28 protein-coding genes are annotated in these 21,858 nt (G+C 72.5%); 17 read left to right on the top strand and 11 right to left on the bottom strand.

The annotated features are described in order from the left end of the window. Positions 1 to 14 precede the first annotated feature (14 nt). Positions 15 to 1,400: a PAS domain-containing protein gene (locus AC1UE5_RS25680; protein ID WP_482928787.1), complete on the bottom strand. Its 1,386-nt coding sequence runs from the start codon at positions 1,398 to 1,400 to the stop codon at positions 15 to 17. A 56-nt stretch (positions 1,401 to 1,456) separates the two neighbouring features. Next, positions 1,457 to 2,119: a TetR/AcrR family transcriptional regulator gene (locus tag AC1UE5_RS25675; RefSeq protein WP_482928786.1), complete on the bottom strand. Its 663-nt coding sequence runs from the start codon at positions 2,117 to 2,119 to the stop codon at positions 1,457 to 1,459. 111 nt (positions 2,120 to 2,230) lie between these two features. Between AC1UE5_RS25675 and AC1UE5_RS25670 the strand changes: the two genes are divergently transcribed. Beyond that, positions 2,231 to 3,322, top strand: a complete 1,092-nt coding sequence (locus AC1UE5_RS25670) for a GAF domain-containing sensor histidine kinase (protein ID WP_482928785.1) — start codon at positions 2,231 to 2,233, stop codon at positions 3,320 to 3,322. Next, positions 3,319 to 3,927 carry a response regulator transcription factor gene (locus AC1UE5_RS25665; protein ID WP_482928784.1) on the top strand — a complete coding sequence of 203 codons (609 nt, stop codon included), beginning with the start codon at positions 3,319 to 3,321 and terminating at the stop codon, positions 3,925 to 3,927. Before AC1UE5_RS25670 ends, AC1UE5_RS25665 begins: the two co-directional genes overlap by 4 nt. Positions 3,928 to 3,946: 19 nt before the next feature. Here AC1UE5_RS25665 and AC1UE5_RS25660 read toward each other — a convergent pair whose 3' ends face one another. From AC1UE5_RS25660 to AC1UE5_RS25650, 3 genes are all read right to left on the bottom strand, one after another. After that, positions 3,947 to 4,480 (bottom strand): SMI1/KNR4 family protein, encoded by a 534-nt coding sequence (locus AC1UE5_RS25660; protein WP_482928783.1) that lies wholly within the window; start codon positions 4,478 to 4,480, stop codon positions 3,947 to 3,949. Then, a complete protein-coding gene (locus AC1UE5_RS25655) occupies positions 4,474 to 5,124 on the bottom strand; it encodes a DNA/RNA non-specific endonuclease (protein WP_482928782.1) in 651 nt (216 codons plus the stop codon). The genes AC1UE5_RS25660 and AC1UE5_RS25655 overlap by 7 nt, the downstream gene beginning before the upstream one ends. 156 nt (positions 5,125 to 5,280) lie before the next feature. Then, positions 5,281 to 5,880, bottom strand: a complete 600-nt coding sequence (locus AC1UE5_RS25650) for a hypothetical protein (RefSeq protein ID WP_482928781.1) — start codon at positions 5,878 to 5,880, stop codon at positions 5,281 to 5,283. A gap of 78 nt (positions 5,881 to 5,958) precedes the next feature. On the opposite strand from AC1UE5_RS25650, the gene AC1UE5_RS25645 reads away from it, so the two are divergent. After that, positions 5,959 to 6,528, top strand: coding sequence for a response regulator transcription factor (locus AC1UE5_RS25645; RefSeq protein ID WP_482928780.1), 570 nt, complete (start codon positions 5,959 to 5,961; stop codon positions 6,526 to 6,528). 19 nt (positions 6,529 to 6,547) lie between these two features. Here the strand turns inward: AC1UE5_RS25645 and AC1UE5_RS25640 are convergent, their stop codons facing one another. Together AC1UE5_RS25640 and AC1UE5_RS25635 are read right to left on the bottom strand one after the other, a co-directional pair. Then, on the bottom strand, positions 6,548 to 7,090 hold the full coding sequence (locus tag AC1UE5_RS25640) for a hypothetical protein (protein ID WP_482928779.1): 543 nt from the start codon (positions 7,088 to 7,090) through the stop codon (positions 6,548 to 6,550). Continuing rightward, a complete protein-coding gene (locus tag AC1UE5_RS25635) occupies positions 7,087 to 7,659 on the bottom strand; it encodes a hypothetical protein (protein WP_482928778.1) in 573 nt (190 codons plus the stop codon). Before AC1UE5_RS25635 ends, AC1UE5_RS25640 begins: the two co-directional genes overlap by 4 nt. Positions 7,660 to 7,715: 56 nt before the next feature. Here AC1UE5_RS25635 and AC1UE5_RS25630 point away from each other — a divergent pair, with 56 nt between their 5' ends. After that, complete coding sequence (locus AC1UE5_RS25630; protein WP_482928777.1) at positions 7,716 to 7,925, top strand: hypothetical protein; 210 nt, start codon at positions 7,716 to 7,718, stop codon at positions 7,923 to 7,925. 5 nt (positions 7,926 to 7,930) lie between these two features. After that, positions 7,931 to 8,116, top strand: a complete 186-nt coding sequence (locus AC1UE5_RS25625) for a hypothetical protein (protein ID WP_482928776.1) — start codon at positions 7,931 to 7,933, stop codon at positions 8,114 to 8,116. Here the strand turns inward: AC1UE5_RS25625 and AC1UE5_RS25620 are convergent. Together AC1UE5_RS25620 and AC1UE5_RS25615 are read right to left on the bottom strand one after the other, a co-directional pair. Then, complete coding sequence (locus AC1UE5_RS25620; protein WP_482928775.1) at positions 8,113 to 8,535, bottom strand: acyl-CoA thioesterase; 423 nt, start codon at positions 8,533 to 8,535, stop codon at positions 8,113 to 8,115. The genes AC1UE5_RS25625 and AC1UE5_RS25620 overlap by 4 nt on opposite strands. Positions 8,536 to 8,572: 37 nt before the next feature. Beyond that, entirely contained in the window at positions 8,573 to 9,307 is a 735-nt protein-coding gene (locus AC1UE5_RS25615; protein WP_482928774.1) for a helix-turn-helix transcriptional regulator, read from the bottom strand. Positions 9,308 to 9,376: 69 nt separating this feature from the next. On the opposite strand from AC1UE5_RS25615, the gene tcmP reads away from it, so the two are divergent. The 11 genes from tcmP to AC1UE5_RS25560 all read left to right on the top strand — a co-directional run bounded on the left by tcmP (position 9,377) and on the right by AC1UE5_RS25560 (position 19,278). Beyond that, the gene (gene tcmP, locus AC1UE5_RS25610; protein WP_482928773.1) at positions 9,377 to 10,498 is read left to right on the top strand and encodes a three-Cys-motif partner protein TcmP; all 1,122 of its coding nucleotides are present in this window, start codon (positions 9,377 to 9,379) and stop codon (positions 10,496 to 10,498) included. A 57-nt stretch (positions 10,499 to 10,555) separates the two neighbouring features. Next, complete coding sequence (locus AC1UE5_RS25605) at positions 10,556 to 11,293, top strand: DUF5131 family protein (RefSeq protein ID WP_482928772.1); 738 nt, start codon at positions 10,556 to 10,558, stop codon at positions 11,291 to 11,293. Positions 11,294 to 11,446: 153 nt separating this feature from the next. Further along, positions 11,447 to 12,289 (top strand): ACP S-malonyltransferase, encoded by an 843-nt coding sequence (locus AC1UE5_RS25600; protein WP_482928771.1) that lies wholly within the window; start codon positions 11,447 to 11,449, stop codon positions 12,287 to 12,289. After that, a complete protein-coding gene (locus AC1UE5_RS25595) occupies positions 12,282 to 13,268 on the top strand; it encodes a 3-oxoacyl-ACP synthase III family protein (protein ID WP_482928770.1) in 987 nt (328 codons plus the stop codon). Before AC1UE5_RS25600 ends, AC1UE5_RS25595 begins: the two co-directional genes overlap by 8 nt. A gap of 26 nt (positions 13,269 to 13,294) precedes the next feature. Next, positions 13,295 to 14,029, top strand: coding sequence for a 3-oxoacyl-ACP reductase FabG (gene fabG / locus AC1UE5_RS25590; RefSeq protein ID WP_482928769.1), 735 nt, complete (start codon positions 13,295 to 13,297; stop codon positions 14,027 to 14,029). A 22-nt stretch (positions 14,030 to 14,051) separates the two neighbouring features. After that, the gene (locus tag AC1UE5_RS25585; RefSeq protein WP_482928768.1) at positions 14,052 to 14,303 is read left to right on the top strand and encodes a phosphopantetheine-binding protein; all 252 of its coding nucleotides are present in this window, start codon (positions 14,052 to 14,054) and stop codon (positions 14,301 to 14,303) included. After that, the gene (locus AC1UE5_RS25580) at positions 14,300 to 15,508 is read left to right on the top strand and encodes a beta-ketoacyl-[acyl-carrier-protein] synthase family protein (RefSeq protein WP_482928767.1); all 1,209 of its coding nucleotides are present in this window, start codon (positions 14,300 to 14,302) and stop codon (positions 15,506 to 15,508) included. The genes AC1UE5_RS25585 and AC1UE5_RS25580 overlap by 4 nt, the downstream gene beginning before the upstream one ends. Then, complete coding sequence (locus tag AC1UE5_RS25575; protein ID WP_482928766.1) at positions 15,505 to 16,956, top strand: acyl-CoA carboxylase subunit beta; 1,452 nt, start codon at positions 15,505 to 15,507, stop codon at positions 16,954 to 16,956. The genes AC1UE5_RS25580 and AC1UE5_RS25575 overlap by 4 nt, the downstream gene beginning before the upstream one ends. Then, positions 16,950 to 17,447 carry a MaoC/PaaZ C-terminal domain-containing protein gene (locus tag AC1UE5_RS25570; RefSeq protein WP_482928765.1) on the top strand — a complete coding sequence of 166 codons (498 nt, stop codon included), beginning with the start codon at positions 16,950 to 16,952 and terminating at the stop codon, positions 17,445 to 17,447. Before AC1UE5_RS25575 ends, AC1UE5_RS25570 begins: the two co-directional genes overlap by 7 nt. 5 nt (positions 17,448 to 17,452) lie before the next feature. Then, on the top strand, positions 17,453 to 18,250 hold the full coding sequence (fabI, locus tag AC1UE5_RS25565) for an enoyl-ACP reductase FabI (RefSeq protein WP_482928887.1): 798 nt from the start codon (positions 17,453 to 17,455) through the stop codon (positions 18,248 to 18,250). Next, a complete protein-coding gene (locus AC1UE5_RS25560) occupies positions 18,247 to 19,278 on the top strand; it encodes an SDR family oxidoreductase (RefSeq protein ID WP_482928764.1) in 1,032 nt (343 codons plus the stop codon). The genes fabI and AC1UE5_RS25560 overlap by 4 nt, the downstream gene beginning before the upstream one ends. Here the strand turns inward: AC1UE5_RS25560 and AC1UE5_RS25555 are convergent. After that, complete coding sequence (locus tag AC1UE5_RS25555; RefSeq protein WP_482928763.1) at positions 19,275 to 19,979, bottom strand: DUF892 family protein; 705 nt, start codon at positions 19,977 to 19,979, stop codon at positions 19,275 to 19,277. The genes AC1UE5_RS25560 and AC1UE5_RS25555 overlap by 4 nt on opposite strands. 43 nt (positions 19,980 to 20,022) lie before the next feature. Here AC1UE5_RS25555 and AC1UE5_RS25550 point away from each other — a divergent pair, with 43 nt between their 5' ends. Next, positions 20,023 to 20,373 (top strand): STAS domain-containing protein, encoded by a 351-nt coding sequence (locus tag AC1UE5_RS25550; protein ID WP_482928762.1) that lies wholly within the window; start codon positions 20,023 to 20,025, stop codon positions 20,371 to 20,373. Here AC1UE5_RS25550 and AC1UE5_RS25545 read toward each other — a convergent pair. Continuing rightward, positions 20,370 to 21,806, bottom strand: coding sequence for a sensor histidine kinase (locus AC1UE5_RS25545; protein ID WP_482928761.1), 1,437 nt, complete (start codon positions 21,804 to 21,806; stop codon positions 20,370 to 20,372). The genes AC1UE5_RS25550 and AC1UE5_RS25545 overlap by 4 nt on opposite strands. Positions 21,807 to 21,858: the final 52 nt, after the last annotated feature.

The raw sequence follows: 21,858 nt of genomic DNA, 5'->3' as shown, positions 1-21,858 counted from the left end.
GGCGCCCGGCCCGCCTACGGACCGGTGGTCGGAAGCGGCTCGGACGCCGGGGCCGAAGCCAGCGCGCTGACGACCTCCTGCAGCGCCGCGACGTGCTCGCCCGCGCGCCGCTCGACCGTCGCGTCGCGCTGCAGCACGCGGCGCACGTCGCCGAAGCCCGCGATCTCCTCGCGCGCCGCCTCGACCTTGCCGCCGATCTCGGTGAAGAGCATCCGCACCTGCTCGGTGTCGTTGGAGCGCGCAGCCTCGATGCGGCCGTTGACCTCCAGCGCGCGGACGACCTGCAGCCCGCGGTCGAGCTCGTGCGCGTGCTGCGCCAGCGACTTCACGCGCGCGTCGAGCGCGGCCAGCCCGGTCGACAGCTGCTCGACCGCGTCGCACAGCGCGTGCGTCAGCAGCTCGAGCTGCGCGGCCAGCGACGTCGACACGCGCGGGTCGCCCACGTGCTCGTGCGCGAACGCGGCCATCATCTCGGTCTGGATGCGGCTCCCCGCGATGCGGAAGCCCATGTCGCCGAGCAGCTCGACCGCGTCGCTGATGTCGGACGCGAGCGCGTGGAGCAGCGGGTTGAGGTCGTCGAAGCGCGCCCGCTGCAGCGCGGCGACGGCCGACAGCGCGGCGCCGTCCGCCAGCCGCGAGGACGCGAGCATCGCGTTGAGGGAGAAGAGCCGCATGTCCTCCGACAGCTCCCGCACGAACACGGACTTGCCGGCCAGGCGCGCGCCAGTCTCGGCGTAGGACGCCACGTCGTCGACCAGGCTGTCGAGGAACCGCCGCATGGCGACGCAGCGCTCGAGCACCTCGGCGACGCGCGCGTTCACACCGTCGGCGGGCAGCGTCAGCTGCCCCTCGCGCGTGCCGGCCAGCAGCGCCTCGCGGCTCGTCATCTCCGCGACGAGCGCGTGGCGCATGAACGCCTCGTAGTCGGCGAACCCGAGGGCGCGGAGCTTCGCGTCGAGCCGCTCGGCGCCGGCGGCGATCGCGGCCTTGCGGTTGCGCGGGTCGCCGTTCTCGACCTGCTGCTCCAGCGCGACGACCTCCGCGTAGAGCGCCTTCACTGCGCCGAACAGCTCGGGATGCGACGGCTTGATGCGCACGGACGCGTAGCCGCCCGGCACCGGCGCGGCGATGGCCATGACCCAGTAGTGGTCGCTCGGGTCCTTCGCGCGGTTCTTGACGTAGGCGGCGACCGACTTGCCCTGCTGCAGCAGCTCCCAGAAGACCTGGAAGACCGCGCGCGGCATGTCCGGATGCCGGATGATGTTGTGGGCGGCGCCGTGCAGCTCGGACTCCTCGTAGCCGCTGACGCGGACGAAGACCGAGTTGCTCAGGCGGATGTGGCCCTTGCTGTCGGTGGTGGAGATGAAGAGCTCGTCGAGCTCGAACTGCCGTTCGGCCATGCCTCTCGTTCATCGGCACGGCGCGTCGCCGCTTGGGTGAGTGGGCGCACGGACGGTCAGGCGCGTTCGCCCCACACCGCGGCGAGCCAGATGCCGGTGAGGGCGTCGACCGCCTGCCCGGTGCGCTCGGGCGGGGTGTCGCGGCGGTGCGCGTCGTAGAGGACGCGCTCGCTCGCCAGCATCAACGCGCGCGCGAGGTCCGGCGTGGCGGGCGGCTCGCCAAGTGCGCGGCCGGCGGCGCGCTCGGCCGCGATCCGCTCGGCGATCGCGACGACGAACCGGTCGATCCACGCGTCCCACACGACGCGCGCGCCCGGGTCGCTCGCGGCCGCTTCGACCATCCCGCCGAGCAGCGTCGCGTGGCGCCCCCACAGCTCGGTCACGTTCGCGATCGCCTGCCCGGCCCACTCGCGCGGCGGCGCGTCCGAGCCGGCGAAGAAGGCGTCCGCGGCGAGCGTCATCTCGTCCCACACGTCGCCCAGCGCAGCGCTCAGCGCGGCGTACTTGCTCTCGAAGTAGAAGTAGAAGCCCGAGCGGGAGATGCCCGCCTGCGCGGCGATGTGGTCGACCGCGAGCGCGGAGATCGGGCGCTCGGTGAGCAGCTGCTCGACCGCTTCGAGGATGGCGCCGCGGCGGCGGTCGCCCTTCGGGGGCCCGCCGGCGGGACGGCGTCCGGTGCGGGGAGCGCCGGAGCCGGCTTCGTGCTGATCGCCGCCCATCTCGACGGCGCACCGTAACTTGGAGCACCGGGGATCGTCAACGGCCTGCCGCCAAGCCCGTGAGGCGTCCCCCCGATCGGGGGGTTGATGGAGCTGCGAGGATCGATGGCCATGCAGGTCGAGGTCCGTGCCGTGGAGACGTTCGCCGAGTTGCTCTTCGCGGTCGACTCCGAGGAAGGGCAGGGAGCGTTCTTCGACCGCCTCTGCGAGGCGGCGTGCCAGCTCGCCGAGCTGGATCGCTCGGTCGTCTTCCTCTATGACAGCGCGCTGCGGCGCGTGCGGGTGGCCGGGAGCCACGGGATCGCGGTGGACGACTTCCGCGACATGCACATCCAGGTCGACTCGGCGACGCTGGCCTTGCGCGCGTTGAGCGAGGACAAGGTGCTGGAGATCACCGAGGGCTTCGAGGAGCTGCTGCCCGACTGGTCGGTCCGGTTCCTCGACAACACGCGCCTGATCTGCACGCCGATCGCGGCGGCGGGTCGCTGGCCGGGGGTGATCCTGTCCGACCGCGCGGTGGAGAAGCCGCTGACCGACAGCGAGCGCCACCTGCTGTGGTCGCTGGGGAAGATCGCGGCGCTCGCGGCGAGCGCGCGGCTGGCCACGCGCGAGGCCGAGCACGCGCGGATGCTGCAGGGCCGGATCGACCTCGCGCGCGAGATCCACGAGGGCGTCGTGCAGCGGCTCTTCGGGGTGTCGCTGGCGCTGACGGCGGAGGACCTGCCGCGCGAGCAGCTCAAGCGGTGTGCCGATGAGATCCAGGAGGCGCTGGGGGAGCTGCGGACCGCGGTCCAGCGGCCGCTCGGGCGCTCCTCCCGCGAGGCGTCGACGACGCTCGCCGAGGAGGTCGCCGTCGTCGCGGAGCTGCACCCGGACATCGAGGTCTCGTTCTCCAACGTCGCGCAGGTGCCCGCGCGGCTGCAGGACATCGCGTGCTCGGTGCTGCGCGAGTCGCTGCGCAACGCGCTCAAGCACGCGGACCCGAAGCGGATCTCGGTGGACGTCGAGCGCAACGGGGCGTTCGAGCTGTCGATCGTCAACGACGGCGTGCCGAACGGCGTGCGCGCCGGGCGCGCGGGGATGGGCCTGCGCATCGCGGCGGTCGAGGCGCTGCAGTTCGGCGGCGTCGTCGAGTTCGGCCCGGCGGGCGACGGCGAGTGGCGCGTGCGCCTGATCGTCCCCGTCGAGGACTCCGCGTCGTGACGAACGGCGCGCCGCTGCGCGTGCTGGTGGTCGACGACCACGACGTGGTGCACTGGGGCTTCCGGCTGATGCTGCAGGAGCAGTCGTGGGTGGAGGCGTGCTTCAGCGCGCGCACCGGCGCCGAGGCGCTCACGATGGCGACCAAGCACGAGCCGCACGTCGCCTTGGTGGATCTCTTCATCGGCGAGGAGTCGGGCGCGCAGGTCTGCGAGGCGCTGCGGGCGAAGGTCCCCGGCACGCGCGTGCTGCTGATCAGCGGCGCAGGTCGCATCTCGCCGGCGGCGGCGCGCGCGGCGGGTGCCGCGGGGTTCGTGCCCAAGGAGTGGCCGGCGCGCGACATCGCCGAGGCCGTCCGCATGGTGGGCCGCGGCATGACGGTCTTCCGCGAGATCGAGGAGCCGCAGCCGGCGAACCGCCTGTCCGAGCGCGAGAGGGAAGTGTTGGACCTGGTCGCCTCCGGCGCCACCAACCGCGAGATCGCCGAGTCGCTCCACATCTCCCCGTGGACGGTCAAGGAGTACACCGGCACCGTCTACCGCAAGCTCGGCGTCCGCAACCGCGCGGAGGCGGTGCAGCGGGCCCAGCGGCTGGGTCTGCTCGTCTAGCGGTCCTCCACGAGTCGCGTCAGCGGTACGACTCGAACGTGTGTGGCTGCGCTTCGGTCGCGTCTTCAAGTCCGGGAACGACCACCCGCGCCGTGACGACGCCGAGCACGACGTCGGCGGCGCGCCCCGCCACGTCGACGAACACGGGCTCCTCCCACATCTGCGCGACGACCGACCACGACGGCGGATCCTCCTCGGGTCGCCAGCACAGGTAGTCAGCGCTCGGCACCTCGCCCCAGCAGATCAGCCCGCCGGTGTCGGGCCACACCACAGCCGGTTCCCCCTCCTGGTAGGGGTCTTCCGAGAACGAGGTGTGGAGCGCGTGAAGCTCACGAGTGTTCGCGATCAGGTCGACCGACTCGTCCACGCTGACGCCGTAGAGGATCACTCGGTCATCGAAGATCCCCGGTCCGTAAAGGTCGACGAGCTGCTTGTAGTCCTCCGGCAGCTGAACACCAAGCTCACTCTCGACGCGGCCCCACTCCACTGGTGACGAGCCTGCCGGCGGCGGCACGAGCTGGATGAGGCGTTCGACGGCTTCGTACATCAGCATCCCTTCGGTGGGTCGTACTGCGGCACCTCGAGGTGCACGGTGTGGTCCCAATGGGGTCCCTTGGTGGAGACCACGCGAATGTAGATGTCCGACGGGATGTAGCCGCCGCGCTCGTACTTCGGCGTCACGATGTACTTGAACTCCCTGATCCCGCGGTCCGTGATCTGCGCCTTGAGCCAGTTCTCCTTGGTGCGCATGGTGACCGTGTTGAAGGTGTGCGGCAGGGGAACGAAGTTCTGGGGATCGTCTCCGGGCCCGCCGAACTGGCGCCCGACGAGGTGGCCCTTGTCGAGCTTGCACTTCGGCTTCCAGCCTCGCGGCTTGATGCTCGAGGCTGGCGTTCCGTCGGTGTTCGGTGCGCGCCGCTCGTTCAGCGTTGTTGTGGACACGGTCGCACGCGCCTGCGAGGCCCGCCCGAACTCGTCGAACCCGAGCGTCCGTCCGCTCCCGTGCGGGATGTCCATCTTCCGCGGGCCGTTGTCTGCGAGACGCTTGGTCTTCGCCGCCTTCTTCTGGGCGGGCGTGCAGAAGTAGTCGAGCTCCGTCGCGAAGCAGGCGACCTCCTTCACCCAGCCACACAGCTTCTTCGGCAGGAGGCTGCAAGCGCCGTCGATGACCTTCTTGCAGACGTCGAACTCCGGCACGCCGCCGGTCGATCGACATCTACCTCTACCGTCCGGGCGCTGGTGACCGTGGGGCGCGCCGTCCCCCCGCGCTCCGGGGCCCCTTGGCAAGGAGGGCGCGGGCGCCGGCGGCTACGAGTGCGACGACGACGAGCATCGCCGTGACGAGTCGACGCATCATCCCGCGCTGTACCTCCGGTCGTAGTAGGCGACGAACGCCTCATGCAGCGCCGGGGGATTCGCGACACGGCTCCAGGCTGGAGCGGGATGGTGCTCGTCCTCGCTGACCACGGTGACCGGCACCGGTCTCCCGAACGTCCGTTCCACCGCGCCCGTGACATGCAGGGTCCGGATGACCTCCGCGAGGCCCTCACCGAGCGCGAGCAGGAGTCGACCGCCCTGTTCGGCACGCCGGTCCTCGTCGGCGTCGTCCTCGTACCAGATGCCTTCATCGCGCGCCCATCGCTCCCGCAGCGTCGCACCGGCGGGGTCATCGGGTAGCGTTCCCACCGAACGGCCCGGCGGATGGACGAAGGAGAGCCACTCGTGGCGATGCCAGCAGGGGTCGTCCGGCGGAGTCGTGCGATGCGCGCGGTAAGCCGACTCTGTGTTCCATGCGAGCCTGACCGGGCTCTGGCGCCAGTCGAGCTCCGCGCCTTCTGGAAACCCGATCGCCACGGCGACGAGGTAGACCTCGTGACGTACCGAAGTAGGGATCGTCTCGAGCTCGCCCGTCATCCATTCGCTGACGTGACTCCACCAGCCATCACGCGGCATCACAGGTACGCGCCCTTCCTGATCGCTCGCTTCATACGGTCAAGCACATCCCGGAACGTCGATCCCCCGCGTCTGCAGATGCCAAGCGTGGTGCACTGGGGCTTCCGGCTGATGCTGCAGGAGCAGTCGTGGGTGGAGGCGTGCTTCAGCGCGCGCACCGGCGCCGAGGCGCTCGCGATGGCGACCAAGCACGAGCCGCACGTCGCCTTGGTGGATCTCTTCATCGGCGAGGAGTCGGGCGCGCAGGTCTGCGAGGCGCTGCGGGCGAAGGTCCCCGGCACGCGCGTGCTGCTGATCTCCGGCGCGGGCCGCATCTCGCCGGCGGCGGCGCGCGCGGCGGGGGCGGCGGGCCTCGTGCCCAAGGAGTGGCCCGCGCGCGACATCGCCGAGGCGGTCCGCATGGTGGGCCGTGGCATGACGGTCTTCCGCGAGATCGAGGAGCCTCAGCCGGCGAACCGGCTGTCCGAGCGCGAGCGCGAGGTCCTCGACCTGATCGCCTCCGGCGCCACCAACCGCGAGATCGCCGAGTCCCTCCACATCTCCCCGTGGACGGTCAAGGAGTACACCGGCACCGTCTACCGCAAGCTCAACGTCCGCAACCGGGCGGAAGCCGTCCAGCGGGCGCAGCGCCTCGGCCTGCTGGTCTAGCGCTCCTGGAAGCCCACGGTCAGGGCTGAAGCAGGACGAACCCGAAAGAGGCGCTGGCCTCTCGCGCGTGCACGAAGGCCGATGCCCGTTCGACGGCATCGGACCACTTCGTGCCTTCGTGGGGGGCGGGTCCGCCCCGCCCTTCGATCGCAGCGCCGGCCGCTGACACCTGCCCCGGCGAGAACAGGAGGGTCAGCCGGAGCACCACGGAGTCGACGCGATCTCCGTCCTCGTCGTGCAACACCAGCTCACGGACCAGGTGCAGCGCCGTCACCCGGCCCGTGTCCACGCCGGGCACGGTCCGCGGGTCGATCCGCAGGCCGTTTGTCACCTCGAAGCGCAGGAGGTCGCCGTCGAGGTCCGGATCAACGCTGAGCTGGCCGTCTTCCTCCGGGTCGTCGATCGCGTCGTTGAACGCCATCGCGGCGATCTCGCGGAAGACCGCCCAAGCGTGCCAGACGTGCGCCGGATCACCGGTCTCCGCCTCGAGGGTCCGGCGCAGGCTGACGCCCCGCTCAGCGAGGCGCGCACGGATCAACGGGTGGAGGTCATACGCGTTCATCGCAAGGTGACGCTCACTGTGCACTCGAGCTCTGCGCGAGACATGCAGCGAGCGAGGTGCAGCGTCTCGCTCCGAAGGATGACGCGCCGGCGCGCGTCGCGGACGACAAGTCGACGACCGTCCGCGCCGCGCGTCAGCGACAGGACCGCGAAGCGCGGGCTGTCATCTTCGTCGAGGTCGACGATCCTGCTCGTGAGCCCGCGGCTCGCCGGCGCGAGCTCGATGGAGCGTGCCGTCGGCGGGAGGAGGGTGAACGCCACCACGTCAGGGTCTCCGTAGGAGAGGTAGGCGATTCCGTCGTACCGGGCACCGTCGCGCTGCAGGCAGAACTCCACCGGGACGCCGTCGCTCCGGCTGAACGATCCGCACGCACCCGACAGTCTCGGCGTCTCAGGCTCGGAGCGGACGGTGGTCGCCGTCGCGCGGTAAGCCGCGTGGTTGATGGTCCGCCAGGCCACGGTCGCCGGCTCGGGTGATGCGTCGGTGGCGCTGATCAAGACCCCGGCCAGTCCCGCCGCCACGACCGCCGCAGCGACGACAACCAACACCGCCCTCGTACGTCGGCTCATCGCGGCACCCTTCCCCATCGCAGGTCCTCGCGCAGCGACTCGAGTACCGGACCCGGTTGAAGGGGGCGCCCACGCTCGCGGTCAAGGCGGGCAGCGTGCGCGTCCGGCGGCTCGGCCGGTCCGTCGGCGGGCTCGAGGTGACCCTGCCCATCCGGAGCGCCGACCTGCGGCGCGTGGGTGGCCGGACCGTCACGCTGCGGGTCGGCAAGCGGACGGTGAAGGCGAAGCTGGCGAAGGTTCAGCGCGCCAAGGTGCAGGGGAGGTAGGGGCGATGGAAGGGCTCGCCGCCGTCCTGATGCTGGTCGGCACGATCATCGTCGTGTCCGCCCTCGCCGGGCTGACGAGCGACTGCGCGGGCGACCAGTGCGGCACCTTCACCGGGTTCGCGATCGGTTGGCTCGTCTTCGGCGCGTTCTTCGTCGCGATCGGGATCATGCTGCTGCGGCTGCGGGACTAGAGGCCGAGGAGCTCCGGGTGCGTGGCGACCGCACGCCAGCGGGCGGCGGGGTCTGGGACGAGGCGGCGGGTGGTGAGGTCGAGGAGGCCGCCGTGGCCGGTGAGGGTCGCGACGAGCTCGCCGTCGCTCGTGCGGCGCAGCTCGTTGATCGCGGGGTTGACCTTCGCGCCCCGCGTCCACGTGAAGTCGCACGAGACGGTGACGTCGTCGCCGGCGCGCAGCTCGCGGTGGAACGCGATGTGGGCGTCGAGGCTGACCGGGCCGAGGCCGGCGGCCTGGAGGGCGTCGAGGGAGACGCCGGCGGCGCGGGTGAGCGCCCAGCGGGCGTGGTCGGCGTAGTCGAGGTACGCCGAGCCGCGGACGTGGCCGTTGGTGTCGAGGTCCGACGCGCGGACGGGGAGCGTGACGGTGAAGGGCATCGCGCGTCCCAGCCTCGCCGCGACGGCGCGCAGCGGTCTAGAACGTTCCGGCCGCGGCGGTGCGGGCGACGAGGGTCGCCGGGGTGCGGCCGCTGAGCCGGAGCGCCTCGCGGCCGAGGTGCGCCTGGTCGGCGTAGCCCAGCTCGTGCGCGGCCGCCGCGAGCGTGGTTCGCGCGCCGGCCAGCTCCGGCAGTCGCGCGGTGAAGGCGGCGAACCGGAGCACGCGCTGGAGCGCCTTCGGGCCGTAGCCGACGTGGTCGCGCATGCGGCGGCGGAGCTGGCGGTCGCTGAGGCCCACCGCGTGGGCGACGTGCTCGACGCGCGTGTCCGGCGCGGCGCGGAGGAGCATCGCGGCGGCGAGGACGGCCGGGTCGAGCGGCGCGCGCTCGGCCCGCGCGGTCATGGCGTGCGCGAGGACCTCCGGCCGCGGGTCGCGCGCCATCCGCTCGGCGACCCTCCGCGCCCACGCGTCCTCCAGCCGCACCGGCCCACCGCCGGACGGCAGCTCCCCAAGCACCGCCCGCGCCGCCCCGGCGCGCACCCGCGCCCCGACGTACGTCGCACCCGCTCGCACGTCCGCGACCGCCAGCTCCGCGCGCGTCCCGACCGCCCACAGCGTCCCGTCCACGATGTCGAACCACACGTCCGCACACCCGTCCGGCAGCAGCCGCAGCGCGCCGTCGCGCGCGGCCCGCGCCTCCCACGTGCACGCGAGCACCCCGCCGGTGGCGACCTCACGACCGGCGCTGCGGGCGGGGAGCGGGTGCGGCATGCGCCCCACGATCCCACATGGACGGAAGGACGTTTGAAACATCTCTGTTCCTAGGGCTACGTTTCTGGCATGGGGACTGAACCAGTTCTTTGGGCCAGGGAAGGCCACACGAAGGCCAAGCACGACCTCTTGCTCGCCTTCTTTCAGAAGTGGGTCAGCGTGCACTCCGAGACGTTCGCGAAGTACCAAGGCGGTCTCGTTCGGATCTACGATGGGTTCGCCGGCCCCGGCGTCTACGAGTGCGGCGAGCCGGGCTCACCGCTGATCCTTCTCGGGGCACTGCTCGACAACGACAGGCTTCTGCAGCGATGGACGAGCGTTCGGTACGAGTTCACTTTCGTTGAGCGCGACGAGCGGCGAGCGCGCCGGCTTCAGGATGAGCTCGAGGCGCGGGAGCGGCTCGCGCGTGAGGGTCGCCGTTGGACCGATCGTGTCAGCTGGTCCGTCACCTGTGGGGCGTACGAGGACCATGCCCCGCAGCCCGTGGCCGGGCAGTCGGCGCTGTTCCTATTTGTTGATCCGTTCGGCTACAGCCATTCGCCAATGGGGCTGACCACCGAGATCCTCAAGCTCCCCAAATGCGACACGCTCATCTTCCTGCCGCTGGCGTTCGTGAACCGGTTCGTCGCTCGCTCCGGGCAGGAACAGGCCATGGATCGGTTCTTCGGCACGCCGGAGTGGCGCGACGTGCCGGATGGCCCGGGGCGTCCAAAAGCGCTGCTCAACCTCTTCTGCAAGCAGCTGGTGAAGGCGGGGCTTAGGTACACGCACCGCTTCCGTCTTGCTTCCGAGTCGAACAACGAGTACTGGATCGTGGGCGCGTCAGACAACGTGCGTGGGTTCGAGAGCGTTAAGGAAGGATGTTGGGCGGTCGACCCTCGGCATGGCCGGGGTTTCGTGCCCGCCCAAGCAGCCGTGCCTGGACAAGGGAGTTTTGGCTTCGACGGCGTCCCGGACGGGCCGGACACGGCTCCGCTCCTGGCGGGCCTTCGATCGGAGTTCGCGGATCGGTGGTTCTCCGTCGAGGACGCCATCACCTACACGGCAGAGTCGACGTTCCTCCCGAAGCACCTGAAGCGCCTCACGCTGGTGCCGGCGGAGAAGGCGCAGCAGCTGGAAGTGGAGCGGCCCTCCGGAGCAAAGCAGTTCAAGGAGGGCAACGGGATCAGAATGCGATTTGTCCGATACTGACACGAACATGTGTTCGTAATTCAAGGAACCGGCGGCACCGAATCGAAGGAAACCGCGATGGCGCAGAGCAGCAGCATCGAGTGGACCGAAGCGACCTGGAACCCGGTGACCGGCTGCAGTCAGGTGAGCCCTGGGTGCGCGCACTGCTACGCGAAGACGTTCGCGGAGCGGTGGCGTGGTGTTCCAGACCACCCGTACGAGCAGGGCTTCGACCTACGCCTGTGGCCGGAGCGGCTTGACGTGCCTCTGAAGTGGAAGAAGCCGAAGACGATCTTCGTCAACTCGATGTCGGACCTGTTTCACGAGGACGTTCCGATCGATTTCATCGACGAGATCTTCGCGACGATGCGGGCGGCGCACTGGCATACGTTCCAGATCCTGACCAAGCGCGAACGGCGCCTCGCAGAGTTTGCCGGTCGGTTCGACTGGCCACCGAACGTCTGGATGGGAGTCACCATCGAGAACCGCCGCTTCGTCCACCGCGCCGACGTGCTTCGTGAAGTGCCGTCCGCTGTGCGCTTCATTAGCGCCGAGCCGCTTCTCGGGCCGCTGGAAGGGCTCGACCTACACGGGATCGATTGGCTGATCGCGGGCGGCGAGTCCGGACCGAAACATCGGCGGATCGATCCGGCGTGGGTGCGTGACCTGCGGGACCGCTGCGGCGGCGCGGGCACAGCGTTCTTCTTCAAGCAGTGGGGTGGCGCCCGGCCGAAGTCGAACGGTCGGGATCTCGACGGTCGCCAGTGGGACGAGTACCCGACGCCGCGTGCGCGGCGGGTCCTCGTCCCGGTCTAGATGCGCTGACGTCACCGGTCGGCGCGCCGCTCGTGCCGCATCGCACGTCGATGCACCGGACGCAGGTGCGGTCCCCCCACCCGAGCCTCGTTCTCCCCCCGGATGGGGGATGGGCCTTCACACGGACCCCGCGCGGCGGGGAGGGTTGCCCGCATGCCGACCGCGGTCATCTTCCCCGGCCAGGGCAGTCAGGTGCCCGGCATGCGCGACCTCGTCGAGGAGGGTGCGCCGGAGCTGCTCGAACGGTGCCTGGAGCTCGTCGGGACCGACCCCTTCCCCCGGGTCGACGAGTCCACCCGCTTCGCTCAGCCGGCGATCTTCTGCGCGAGCGTCGCGGGGTGGCGGCGGCTCGCGCAGGAGCTCGGGACCCCGCCCGCCGCCGTCGCCGGCCACTCCCTGGGAGAGCTGGCCGCGCTGGCGGCGGCGGGCGTGCTCGACGAGGCGGCGGCGCTGGAGCTCGTCGTGCTCCGCGGCCACGCGATGGCGGAGGCCGGCGGCGGGACGATGCTCGCGCTGCTCGGCGCCGACGACGAGACCGCCGAGGCGATCGCGCACGCCGCGGGCGTGACGGTCGCCAACTACAACGCGCCCGGGCAGGTCGTGCTCAGCGGCGCGGCGGACCGGCTCGACGAGGCGGCGCGCGCCGCTCGCGCGCACGGCCACCGGGCGATGGAGCTGGGGGTCGCCGGCGCGTTCCACTCGCCCGCGATGGAGGCCGCCGTCAAGCCGTTCGAGGCCGCGCTCGCCGCGACCGACTTCGCGGAGCCCCGCGACGGCGTCACCGTCTACAGCTGCCACACCGCGCAGCCCATGACCGACCCGCGCCAGGAGCTGGCGCAGGCCCTGACCGGGCCGGTCCGCTGGGCGCACACCATGCGCGCGCTCGACGCCGCCGGCATCGACCGCTACGTCGACGCCGGCCCCGGCAAGGTGCTCGCGAAGCTCGTCAAGCGGAACCTGGGCAGCGCGGCGACGCGGGAGCCGGCGCGTGCTTGACGCTCCCGCCACGCGCGCCGCGGCCGAGACGACCGCGGTGCGCCCGACGCGCACCGCCGGCATCTCCGGGCTCGGTCAGGCGCTGCCCACCCGCTCGGTCTCCAACGCCGTCGTCGCCGAGCGGCTCGGCGTCGACAGCGCATGGATCGAGCGCCGCACCGGCATCCGCTCCCGCTACCGGCTCGGCGCCGGCGAGCGCCTGAGCGACCTCGCCGCCGAGGCCGGCCGCGCCGCGCTGCAGGACGCCGGCGTCGACGCCACCGACCTCGACCTCATCCTCGTCGCCACCTTCACCGCCGACGACATCACGCCCGGCACCGCGCCCTACGTCGCGCACGCGCTCGACACGCACGCCGCCGCGGTCGACCTCAACGCCGCCTGCACCGGCTTCCTCGCCGCCGTCGAGGACGCCGCCGCGCGCATCGAGGCGGGCCGCGCGCAGCACGTGCTCGTGATCGGGGCGGAGGCGATGTCGCGGTTCGTCGACGACGACGACCGCCGGGTCGCGCCGCTGTTCGGCGACGGCGCGGGCGCGGCCGTCGTCTCCGCGGACGCCGGCGCGCTCAGCCCGGTGATCCTTAAGTCCGACGGCGCGCTCGCGGACCTCATCGTCGCCACGCGCGAGGACCCGTTCGTCCGCATGCAGGGCCACGAGACGTACGTCAACGCGGTCTCCTCCCTCAGCGAGGCGACGGTCGACGCGTGCGCCGCGGCCGGCCTCACCCCGCAGGACATCGACCTCTTCGTCTTCCACCAGGCCAACCGGCGGATCCTCGACGCCGTCGCCGAGCGGCTCGACCTCGACCGCACGCGCGTCGTCGACGTGATCGCCGACCTGGCCAACGTCTCTGCGGCCACGCTCCCGCTCGCGCTCTGCGCGGCGCGCGACGAGGGCCGCCTCAACCCCGGCGACCGCGTGCTCCTGGGCGCGATGGGCGCCGGCTTCGTCTACGGCGCGGGAGTTCTGACATGGGCATGACGGTTCCGGCACAGAGCGTGGCGGAGGTGCAACCACCCACCCTCCGTGAGGGCGCGGCGCTCATCACCGGCGGCTCGCGCGGCATCGGCGCCGCCACGGCCCGCGCGCTCGCCGCCGACGGCTGGCCCGTCGCGCTCGTCTACCGCAGCGGCGAGGAGCAGGCCCGCGCGGTGGCAGACGGCCTCGAGGTGCCGAGCGTGATCCTGCAGGCCGACGTCGCGGACCCGGCCGCGGCCGACCAGCTCATCGAGCAGGCGGAGGCGGAGCTCGAGCTCCCGCTCGCCGTGCTCGTCAACAACGCAGGGGTGCGTGCGGACGGCCTGGCCGTCCAACTCGAGGACGATGCGTGGGACCGCGTCCTCGAGACGAACCTGACCGCGGCGTTCCGGCTCACCCGCCGGGCCGTCCGCGGGATGGTTCGCCGTCGCCACGGCCGCGTCATCAACATCGCCTCGGTCGTCGGGCCGCGCGCGAACGCGGGCCAGGCGAACTACGCCGCCTCCAAGGCTGGCCTGATCGGCATGACGAAGACCGTCGCCGTCGAGGTCGCCCGCCGCGGCGTCACCGTCAACGCGATCGCGCCCGGCTTCATCGCGACCGACATGACCGACGACCTCCCGGCCGAGGTCACGAGCGCCGTCCCCGCGCGCCGTCCCGGCCGCCCGGAGGAGGTCGCCGCCTGCGTCCGCTTCCTGGCCTCCGACGAGGCCTCCTACGTCACCGGGACCGTCCTCACGGTCGACGGTGGCATGTCCGCCTAAGAGCAACGAGAGGAACCACCCCATGTCCGCCACCGTCACCCGCGAGCAGGTCCAGCCGGTCGTCTACGACGCCCTCGCCGAGCTGGGCCCCGAGCGCGACCAGATCACCGACGCCGCCACCTGGGAGGAACTCGACGTCGACTCGCTCGACCTCGCCGAGCTGAGCCAGGTCGTCGAGGAGGAGTTCGGCGTCAAGCTGAAGGGCGACGACGTCGCCAAGATCAAGACCGTCGGCGAGGCCATCGAGCTGATCACGGAGCGCGCAAGCTCGTGAGACGCCGCGCGGTCATCACCGGGGTCGGCGCCGTCACGCCCCTGGGCGTCGGCGCCCGCACGCTGCACGAGCGGTGGACCGCGGGCGTCTGCGCCATCGAGGACGGGCTCGCGCCCTGCTCCGACTTCGACCCGACCGTCGCGATGACCGCCAAGGAGGCGCGCCGGTCGGACCGGTTCACGCAGCTCGCCGTGGCCGCGTGCGCCGAGGCGGTCGGCGAGGCGGGCTGGTCGAAGGACGACCTGCCGTACGAGCCCGAGCGCATCGCCACGGTCTTCGGCACCGGCATCGGCGGGATCTCGACCATCGAGCGCGGCACCGACGCGCTGCACGACGGCAAGAACGTGTCCGCGCTGAGCGTGCCCCTGATGATGGGCAACGCGGGCGCCGCGGCGCTGTCGATGCGGCTCGGCCTGCGCGGCCAGTCGTACGGGATCGTCTCCGCCTGCGCGGCCGGCGCCAACGCGATCGGCTCCGCCGTGCGCCTGATCCAGACCGGCGAGGCCGACGCGGTCGTCACGGGCGGCAGCGAGGCGGCGCTCACGCCGCTGTCGAAGGCCGCGTTCGCCGCGCTCGACGCGACGTCCGAGTCCGGCCACTCGCGCCCCTTCGACGCCCGCCGTGACGGCTTCATCATGGGCGAGGGCGCGGGCGTGCTCATCCTCGAGGACGCGGAGGCGGCCGCCGCGCGCGGGGCCAAGGTGCTCGGCGAGGTCGTCGGCTACGCCGCCACCTCCGACGCGTACCACCTCACCGCGCCGGATCCGGAGGGCAGCGCGGCCGCGGCGGCGATGCGCGGCGCACTGCGGGACGCCGGGCTCACCCCCGACGACCTCGACTACGTCAACGCGCACGGCACCTCGACGCCGCTCAACGACCGCGCCGAGACGCTCGCGCTGAAGGCGGCGCTGGGCGAGGAGCGGGCGAAGGCCGTGCCGGTGAGCAGCACGAAGTCCGCCATCGGCCACCTGCTCGGCGCGGCCGGCGCGGTCGAGGCGATCGCGACGCTGCTCGCGCTGCGCGACCGCGTGGCGCCGCCGACGCTCGGCTACGAGGAGCCCGACGAGGGACTCGACCTCGACTACGTGCCGGGGAGCGCGCGGCCGATGGCGCAGCAGCGCAACGGCGACGGCGCGGTCGGCATGTCGAACTCGTTCGGCTTCGGCGGCCACAACGCCGTGCTCGTCCTGAAGGCGGCGGCATGAGCGGCCTGGCGGTGGTGCCGCAGAGCACCGAGAAGCTGACGCCGCTCGAGCGGCTCGAGACGCTCTGCGACCCCGGCTCGCTCCACCTCATCCGCTCCGACGTCCTGTCCCCGCGCATGGGCGGCCGCGCCCGCGCGGGTGACGGCGTCGTCGGCGGCGCGGGCCGCGTCGACGGTCGGCCGGTGTACTGCTACGCGCAGGACCCGGCCTACGTCGGCGGCTCGCTCGGCGAGGCGCACGCGGACACGATCGTGCGCATCCTGCGGCTGGCCGATCGCGCGGGCGCGCCCGTCGTCGGCTTCGTCGAGTCGGCCGGCGCGCGGCTCCAGGAGGGCCTGCTGGCGCTGGAGGGCTACGGCCGCATCTTCGCCGAGCACGTGCGCCTCACCGCGCGCGTGCCGCAGATCAACGTCATCTGCGGGGCATCCGCGGGCGGCGGCTCGTACGCGCCCGCGCTCACCGACTTCGTCGTCATGACGGAGGCGGCGAACATGTTCCTCACCGGCCCCGCCGTCGTGCAGGAGGTGATGGGCGAGGAGCTGACCGCGTCCGAGCTCGGCGGCCACAAGGTCCACGAGCGCAACGGCGTCGCGCACTTCGTCGCGGCGACCGACGCGGACGCCGCGTGGCTCGCGCGCGACCTGCTCGGCTACCTGCGCCCTGGCCGCGCCACCGCCGAGCCGGCCACCCGCGCCGCGCAGGTCCCCGACCTCGGCGTCCCCGCCGACGACCGCAAGGTCTACGACGTGCGCGGCGTGATCCGCGGCGTCGTCGACGGCGGCCGGCTGCTGGAGGTCCAGCCCAAGTGGGCCCGCAACGTCGTCACGGCGTTCGCGCGGCTCGAGGGCCGCGCGGTCGGCATCGTCGCCAACCAGCCGAAGTTCCTCGGCGGCGTGCTCGACGCGGACTCCGCGCAGAAGGCCGCGTCGTTCGTCGACACGTGCGACCGCTTCGGCGTGCCGCTCGTCGTGCTCGTCGACACGCCCGGCTTCCTGCCCGGCTCCAAGCAGGAGCAGGCGGGCGTGATCCGCCACGGCGCCAAGCTCGTCCGGGCGTTCGCGGCGGCGTCCGTGCCGAAGGTGACCGTCGTCCTGCGCAAGGCGTATGGCGGCGCGTTCATCGCGATGAACTGCAAGGAGCTGGGCGCGGACTTCGCGTTCGCGTGGCCGCGTGCGCAGCTCGGCGTGATGGGGCCCAAGCAGGCGGTCGGGATCATCCACCGCCGCGACATCGCCGCCGACCCGGATCCGGCGGCAGCGACCAACCGGTTCGCGCGCGCGTACGCGGAGGAGCACCTGTCCGCGCGCACGGCCACCGCGCTCGGGGCGATCGACGAGGTCGTGACGCCGGGCGACACGCGCACGCGCCTCGTCGCGGCGCTGGAGGCGCTGAGCCCCACGCCGGACGTGCCGGCGGCCCGCTACACGAAGGAGACGATCACATGCTGAGCGAGCCGTTCGAGCGGCTGCGCACCGGCGCGACGTTCACGTCGCACGGGCGCACCGTCACCGAGTCCGACGTCCACGCGTTCGCGACCCAGACCGGCGACCTGCACCCGCAGCACGTGGACGCCGAGTGGGCGGCGACCAGCGCCTTCGGGGAGCGCATCGCGCACGGGATGCTCGTGCTGAGCTACGCGGTCGGGCTCGTCGGGTTCGACCCCGAACGGGTCGTCGCGCTGCGCAGGATCTCCGACGCGGTGTTCAAGCGGCCGGTCAAGCTCGGCGACACGATCCACGTCGAGGGCTCCGTCCACGAGCTGGCCGACGTCAGCGACGAGGCCGGCCTGGCGACGATCGTCTTCAAGATCGTCAACCAGGACGGGCGGCTCGTGTGCCGCGCGAAGGTCGAGGCGCTGTGGAAGCGCGACGCGCCGCTGGCGCCGAGCCGCTTCGACACCACCGCCGACGACAACGGCTTCGTCCCGATCCCGCTGTGACCGGCATGCTCGACGGCAAGAAGCTGCTCATCACCGGCGTCGTCACGAAGGACTCGATCGCCTGGCACGTCGCGCGCGCGGCGCAGGAGGCGGGCGCGGAGGTGGTGCTGACCGGCTTCGGCCGCGCGCGGCGCCTCACTGAGCGCTCCGCCAAGGCGCTCCCGACGCCGCCGGACGTGCTCGAGCTCGACGTCAACAGCGAGACCGACCTGCTCGGCGTGCGCGAGGAGCTGGCCCGCCGCTGGGGCCGCGTGGACGGCGTGCTGCACGCGATCGCGTTCGCTCCGGCCGACGCGCTGGGCGGCGACTTCCTGGACACACGGGCCGAATCCGCCGTCGAAGCTTTCCGCACTTCGGCCTATTCCCTGAAGGCCCTCTCGGAGGCTACGTTGCCGCTCATGCGGGAGCACGGCGGAAGCATCGTCGGGCTGGACTTCGACGCAAGCGTCGCGTGGCCGGCCTACGACTGGATGGGCGTGGCGAAGGCCGCGCTGGAATCGGTCTCGCGCTACCTCGCGCGGGATCTGGGCGCGCACGGCGTGCGCGTGAACCTGGTGAGCGCGGGCCCGATCCGCAGCCTCGCGGCGAGCGGCATCCCGGGCTTCGACCAGCTCAAGGACGCCTGGACGGGCCAGGCCCCGCTCGGGTGGGACTGCGACGACGCGGCGCCGGTGGCGGACGCGACGTGCTTCCTGCTCAGCGACCTGGCGCGCGCGATCAGCGGCGAGATCCTCCACGTCGACGGCGGCTTCCACGCGATGGGCGCGGTGCCGGCGATGGCGCGCGAGGTCGCACACGCATGAGGATCCTCCTCACCGGCGCGACCGGCTTCCTCGGGATGGAGACCATCGCCCGCCTCGCGGCGGCGGGCGACGAGGTCGTCTGCGTCGTGCGCGGCGACCGGCCCGACCTGCGTCTGCGCGGCGTGCTCGACCTCGTCGGCGTGCCCGAGGAGCAGCGCGACGGCATCACCGCCGTCGCAGGCGACATCACCGACGCGCTGCCGGACGTCGGCGCGGTCGACGCGGTGCTGCACTGCGCGGCGTCGGTGTCGTTCGGCCTGGACCTCGACGACGCGCGGCGCATCAACGTCGGCGGCACGCGCAACGCGCTGGACGCCGCGCGGCGCACCGGCGCGCGCTACGTCCACGTCTCCACCGCGTACGTCGCCGGCCGCCACGCCGGGGTGTTCGGCGAGGACGAGCTCAGCCTCGACCAGCCGTTCCGCAACACGTACGAGCGGACGAAGGCGGAGGCCGAGCAGCTCGTGCGCGCCTCGCGCGACGTCGACAGCATCGTGCTGCGGCCGAGCATCGTGATCGGCGAGTCCGACACGGGCTGGACGCCGGCCTTCAACGTCCTCTACTGGCCGCTGCGGGCGTTCGCGCGCGGGCTCCTCACCGAGGTCCCGGCGCTCCCGCACGGGCGCGTCGACGCGGTGCCGGTCGACTACGTGGCCGACGCGATCGCGCACGTGCTGCGCGAGCGGCCCGACGTCGGCGGGACGCTGGCGCTCGTGGCCGGCGAGGACGCCGTGACGGTGGACGACCTGCTCGACCTCGGCTCGGCCGCGTTCGGCGTCGACCGCCCCGTGCTGCAGGTCCTGCCCGACCCGCACCAGTCCGAGTTCGCCCAGCGCAGCGCCGACGCCGCCCGCTACGTCCCGTACTTCGACATGGACGTGGTGTTCGGCGACGAGCGCTCGCGCAGCGTGCTCGGGCCGGCGGGGATCGCCCCGCCGCCGCTGGCGTCCTACTTCGACCGGATCGTCGCGTACGCCGTCGAGGCACGCTGGGGCAAGGCCCCGACGGCGCGTCCGGTGGTCGCCTAGGAGGACGACCGCGCCCGCGAGCGCGAGGAGCCGGAGGACGACCGGCTGCGCGACGACGAGGACCGCGAGGAGGAGGAGGAGGAGCGCGACGCGCTGCGCGACGACGTGCTGCGCGAGCGCGCCGGCGTCGGCCGCTCCTCCTTCGGCACCTCGGCCTTGATGACGTCCTTGACGACCATCGGGATCTGCTTGGCGATGAACGCCTGCATCCGCTCCTCCTGGCGCCGGTGCTCGCGCGCGAGCTTCGCGGTCTCGGTGTCGCGGAGCTGCTCGGCGGCGGCCTCGATGACGTCGTAGTGCGCGATCTCCTCCGCCTCGTTCCAGAAGCAGTCGCGCAGGTTGCGCAGCTGGTTGTCGGCCGGGCTCGTGCCGCGCAGGGCCTGGACCGGCCCCTTCGCCGCTGACAGCGCCTTGTTGGCGACCGACGTCACCGCCTCGACCACGTCCGCGGCGATGCCAGGCGCGGGGACGGGGAGCGAGGAGCCGCCGTCGGGCGAGCCGCCGAGCGCCTTGATGCGCCGCTCCAGCGCCTTCGCCTGGTCCTGCGTCTCCTTGAGGTGCTCCTTGAGCCGCTTCTCGATCGCAGGCTTCTGCGCCAGCTTGATCTGCAGCTGGAGCACGGGCTCGAGCTGCTTCTCCTTGCCGTACGCCTCGTTCAGGTATTGGACGAGCTTGAGCTCGCCCGCGTTGCTCTGGGCCATGGTGAGGTCGTTCCCGGCTGCCGCGTCGTAAACTCGCGCCGTCATGGAGACCGTCGAGCCGTTCGCCATCGAGGTCGACGAGCTGGAGGACCGCGTCGTGGTCGTGCCGAAGGGCGAGCTGGACATGGCCAGCGCGCCCGAGCTCGAGCAGGCCGTCGTGCCCCGCATCCAGGCCGGCGAGTGGGTCGTGCTGGACCTGCGCTCGCTCGACTTCATCGACTCCAGCGGCCTGCGCGTCGTCGTCGGCGCGCACCGGCAGGCCGAGGAGGGCGACGGCCGCTTCACGTGCGTCCGCGGCGCGCCCGGCTCGACCGTGCACCGCATCGTGGAGATCGCAGGCATCGACGGGGTCATCGAGATGGTCGACGACCCGGCCGAGCCGGACGCGCGCTAGGCGCCCGGCCGCGCGACCGGGGTCACGCCCGGCAGCGTGAAACGGAACACCGTCCCGGGCGCGCCGTCGTCGGGCCGGTCGACCCAGATGCGCCCGCCGTGGCGCTCGACCACGCGCTCGCAGATCGCCAGCCCGATGCCGGTGCCGCCGTGGCGGTCGGCGCCGTCGAGCTGGGCGAAGAGCGCGAACACGCGCGAGGCCTGCTCCGAATCGATCCCGATCCCGTTGTCGCGCACCGCGATCTCCCACACGCCGTCGCGCGGGACGGCCTCGACGCGCACCAGTGGGGAGACGCCGGGCCGCGTGAACTTGATCGCGTTGGCGACGAGGTTCTGCAGCACCTGCCGCAGCTGGCCGGCGTCGCCGCGAACGGTGGGGAGCGGGCCCGCGGTGACGGTCGCGTCGCGCTCGCGGATCGCCGCGTGCATCATCTCGACGACCTCGCCGAGGACCGCGCCGAGGTCGACGTCCTCCTCGCGGCCGACGCGCCCCGCGCGCGAGAAGCGCAGCAGGTCGTCGACCAGGAGCTTCATCCGCTCGGTGCCCTCGCGGGCGTGGCGGATGTAGAGCTCCGAGCGCTCGTCCAGCGCCCCCGCGGTCCGCTTCTCCAGCAGGTCGAGGAAGCCGGTCACCGTGCGCAGCGGCTCGACCAGGTCGTGGGAGGCGATGTACGCGTACTGCTCGAGCTCACGGTTGGAGCGGCGCAGGTCCTCGGCCGACGCGGCCAGCGCGCGCTCGGCGGTGCGCGTGCGCTCCAGCGCCTGCTCCTTCTCGTCGCGCACGTCCTCGTTGAGCCGCCACGCCGCCACCGCGAACGCGCCCGCCGCGCCGATGAAGCCGGCGTGGATGAACGCCCACCGCCACGGGTGCTCGGCGGCGTCGGCGTGGTTGTAGACGTCCTCCGGGGCGATGACGCCCAGCACGCCGTGGTGGAGAGCGACGTACGCGGCGGCCAGGAGGAACGGGAGCCACTCCTCGTACAGCGTCAGCGCGACGAGCATCACGAAGAAGTGGAAGTGGGCCTCGATGTAGCCCTCGGAGAAGTGGACGAGGATCGCCGACGAGCTGAGCAGGCCGGTCGCGACCACGCACGACGCGAGCCGGCGGTGGCGCTCGTCGCGGCCGAGCAACGTCGCGACGGTGGCGAGCGTCGCGACGATCCCACCCTCCACGAGGCAGTGCCCGAGCGGGTTGTCGCGCAGCCAGCCGTAGATCGGCAGCGCGACCGCGTGCGCCCACAGCACGGCCAGCAGCCAGCGATGGCGCTTGTGCCAGGCGTCCGGCGGGAGCGTCCGGCCCCGCGGGACGACCTCGCGGACGTGGCGCCACAGGTTCGTGACGCGGCCGGGCGGCGGCGCGCCGTCAGGGGCCGGAGCGGTGGGTGAGCCGGTCGGCGCCGAGGCTGTCGGTCGTGCGGGAGTCTTGACCTGCAAGAGGGGAGTCCAGGCCGGAGCCTGGAAATCTACCGGCGATATGGTCAGAACC

It is taken from the genome of Parviterribacter multiflagellatus, assembly GCF_056863265.1.
The sequence above is the reverse complement of the archived record's forward strand: the minus strand, read 5'-3'. Positions and strand labels throughout refer to the sequence as shown.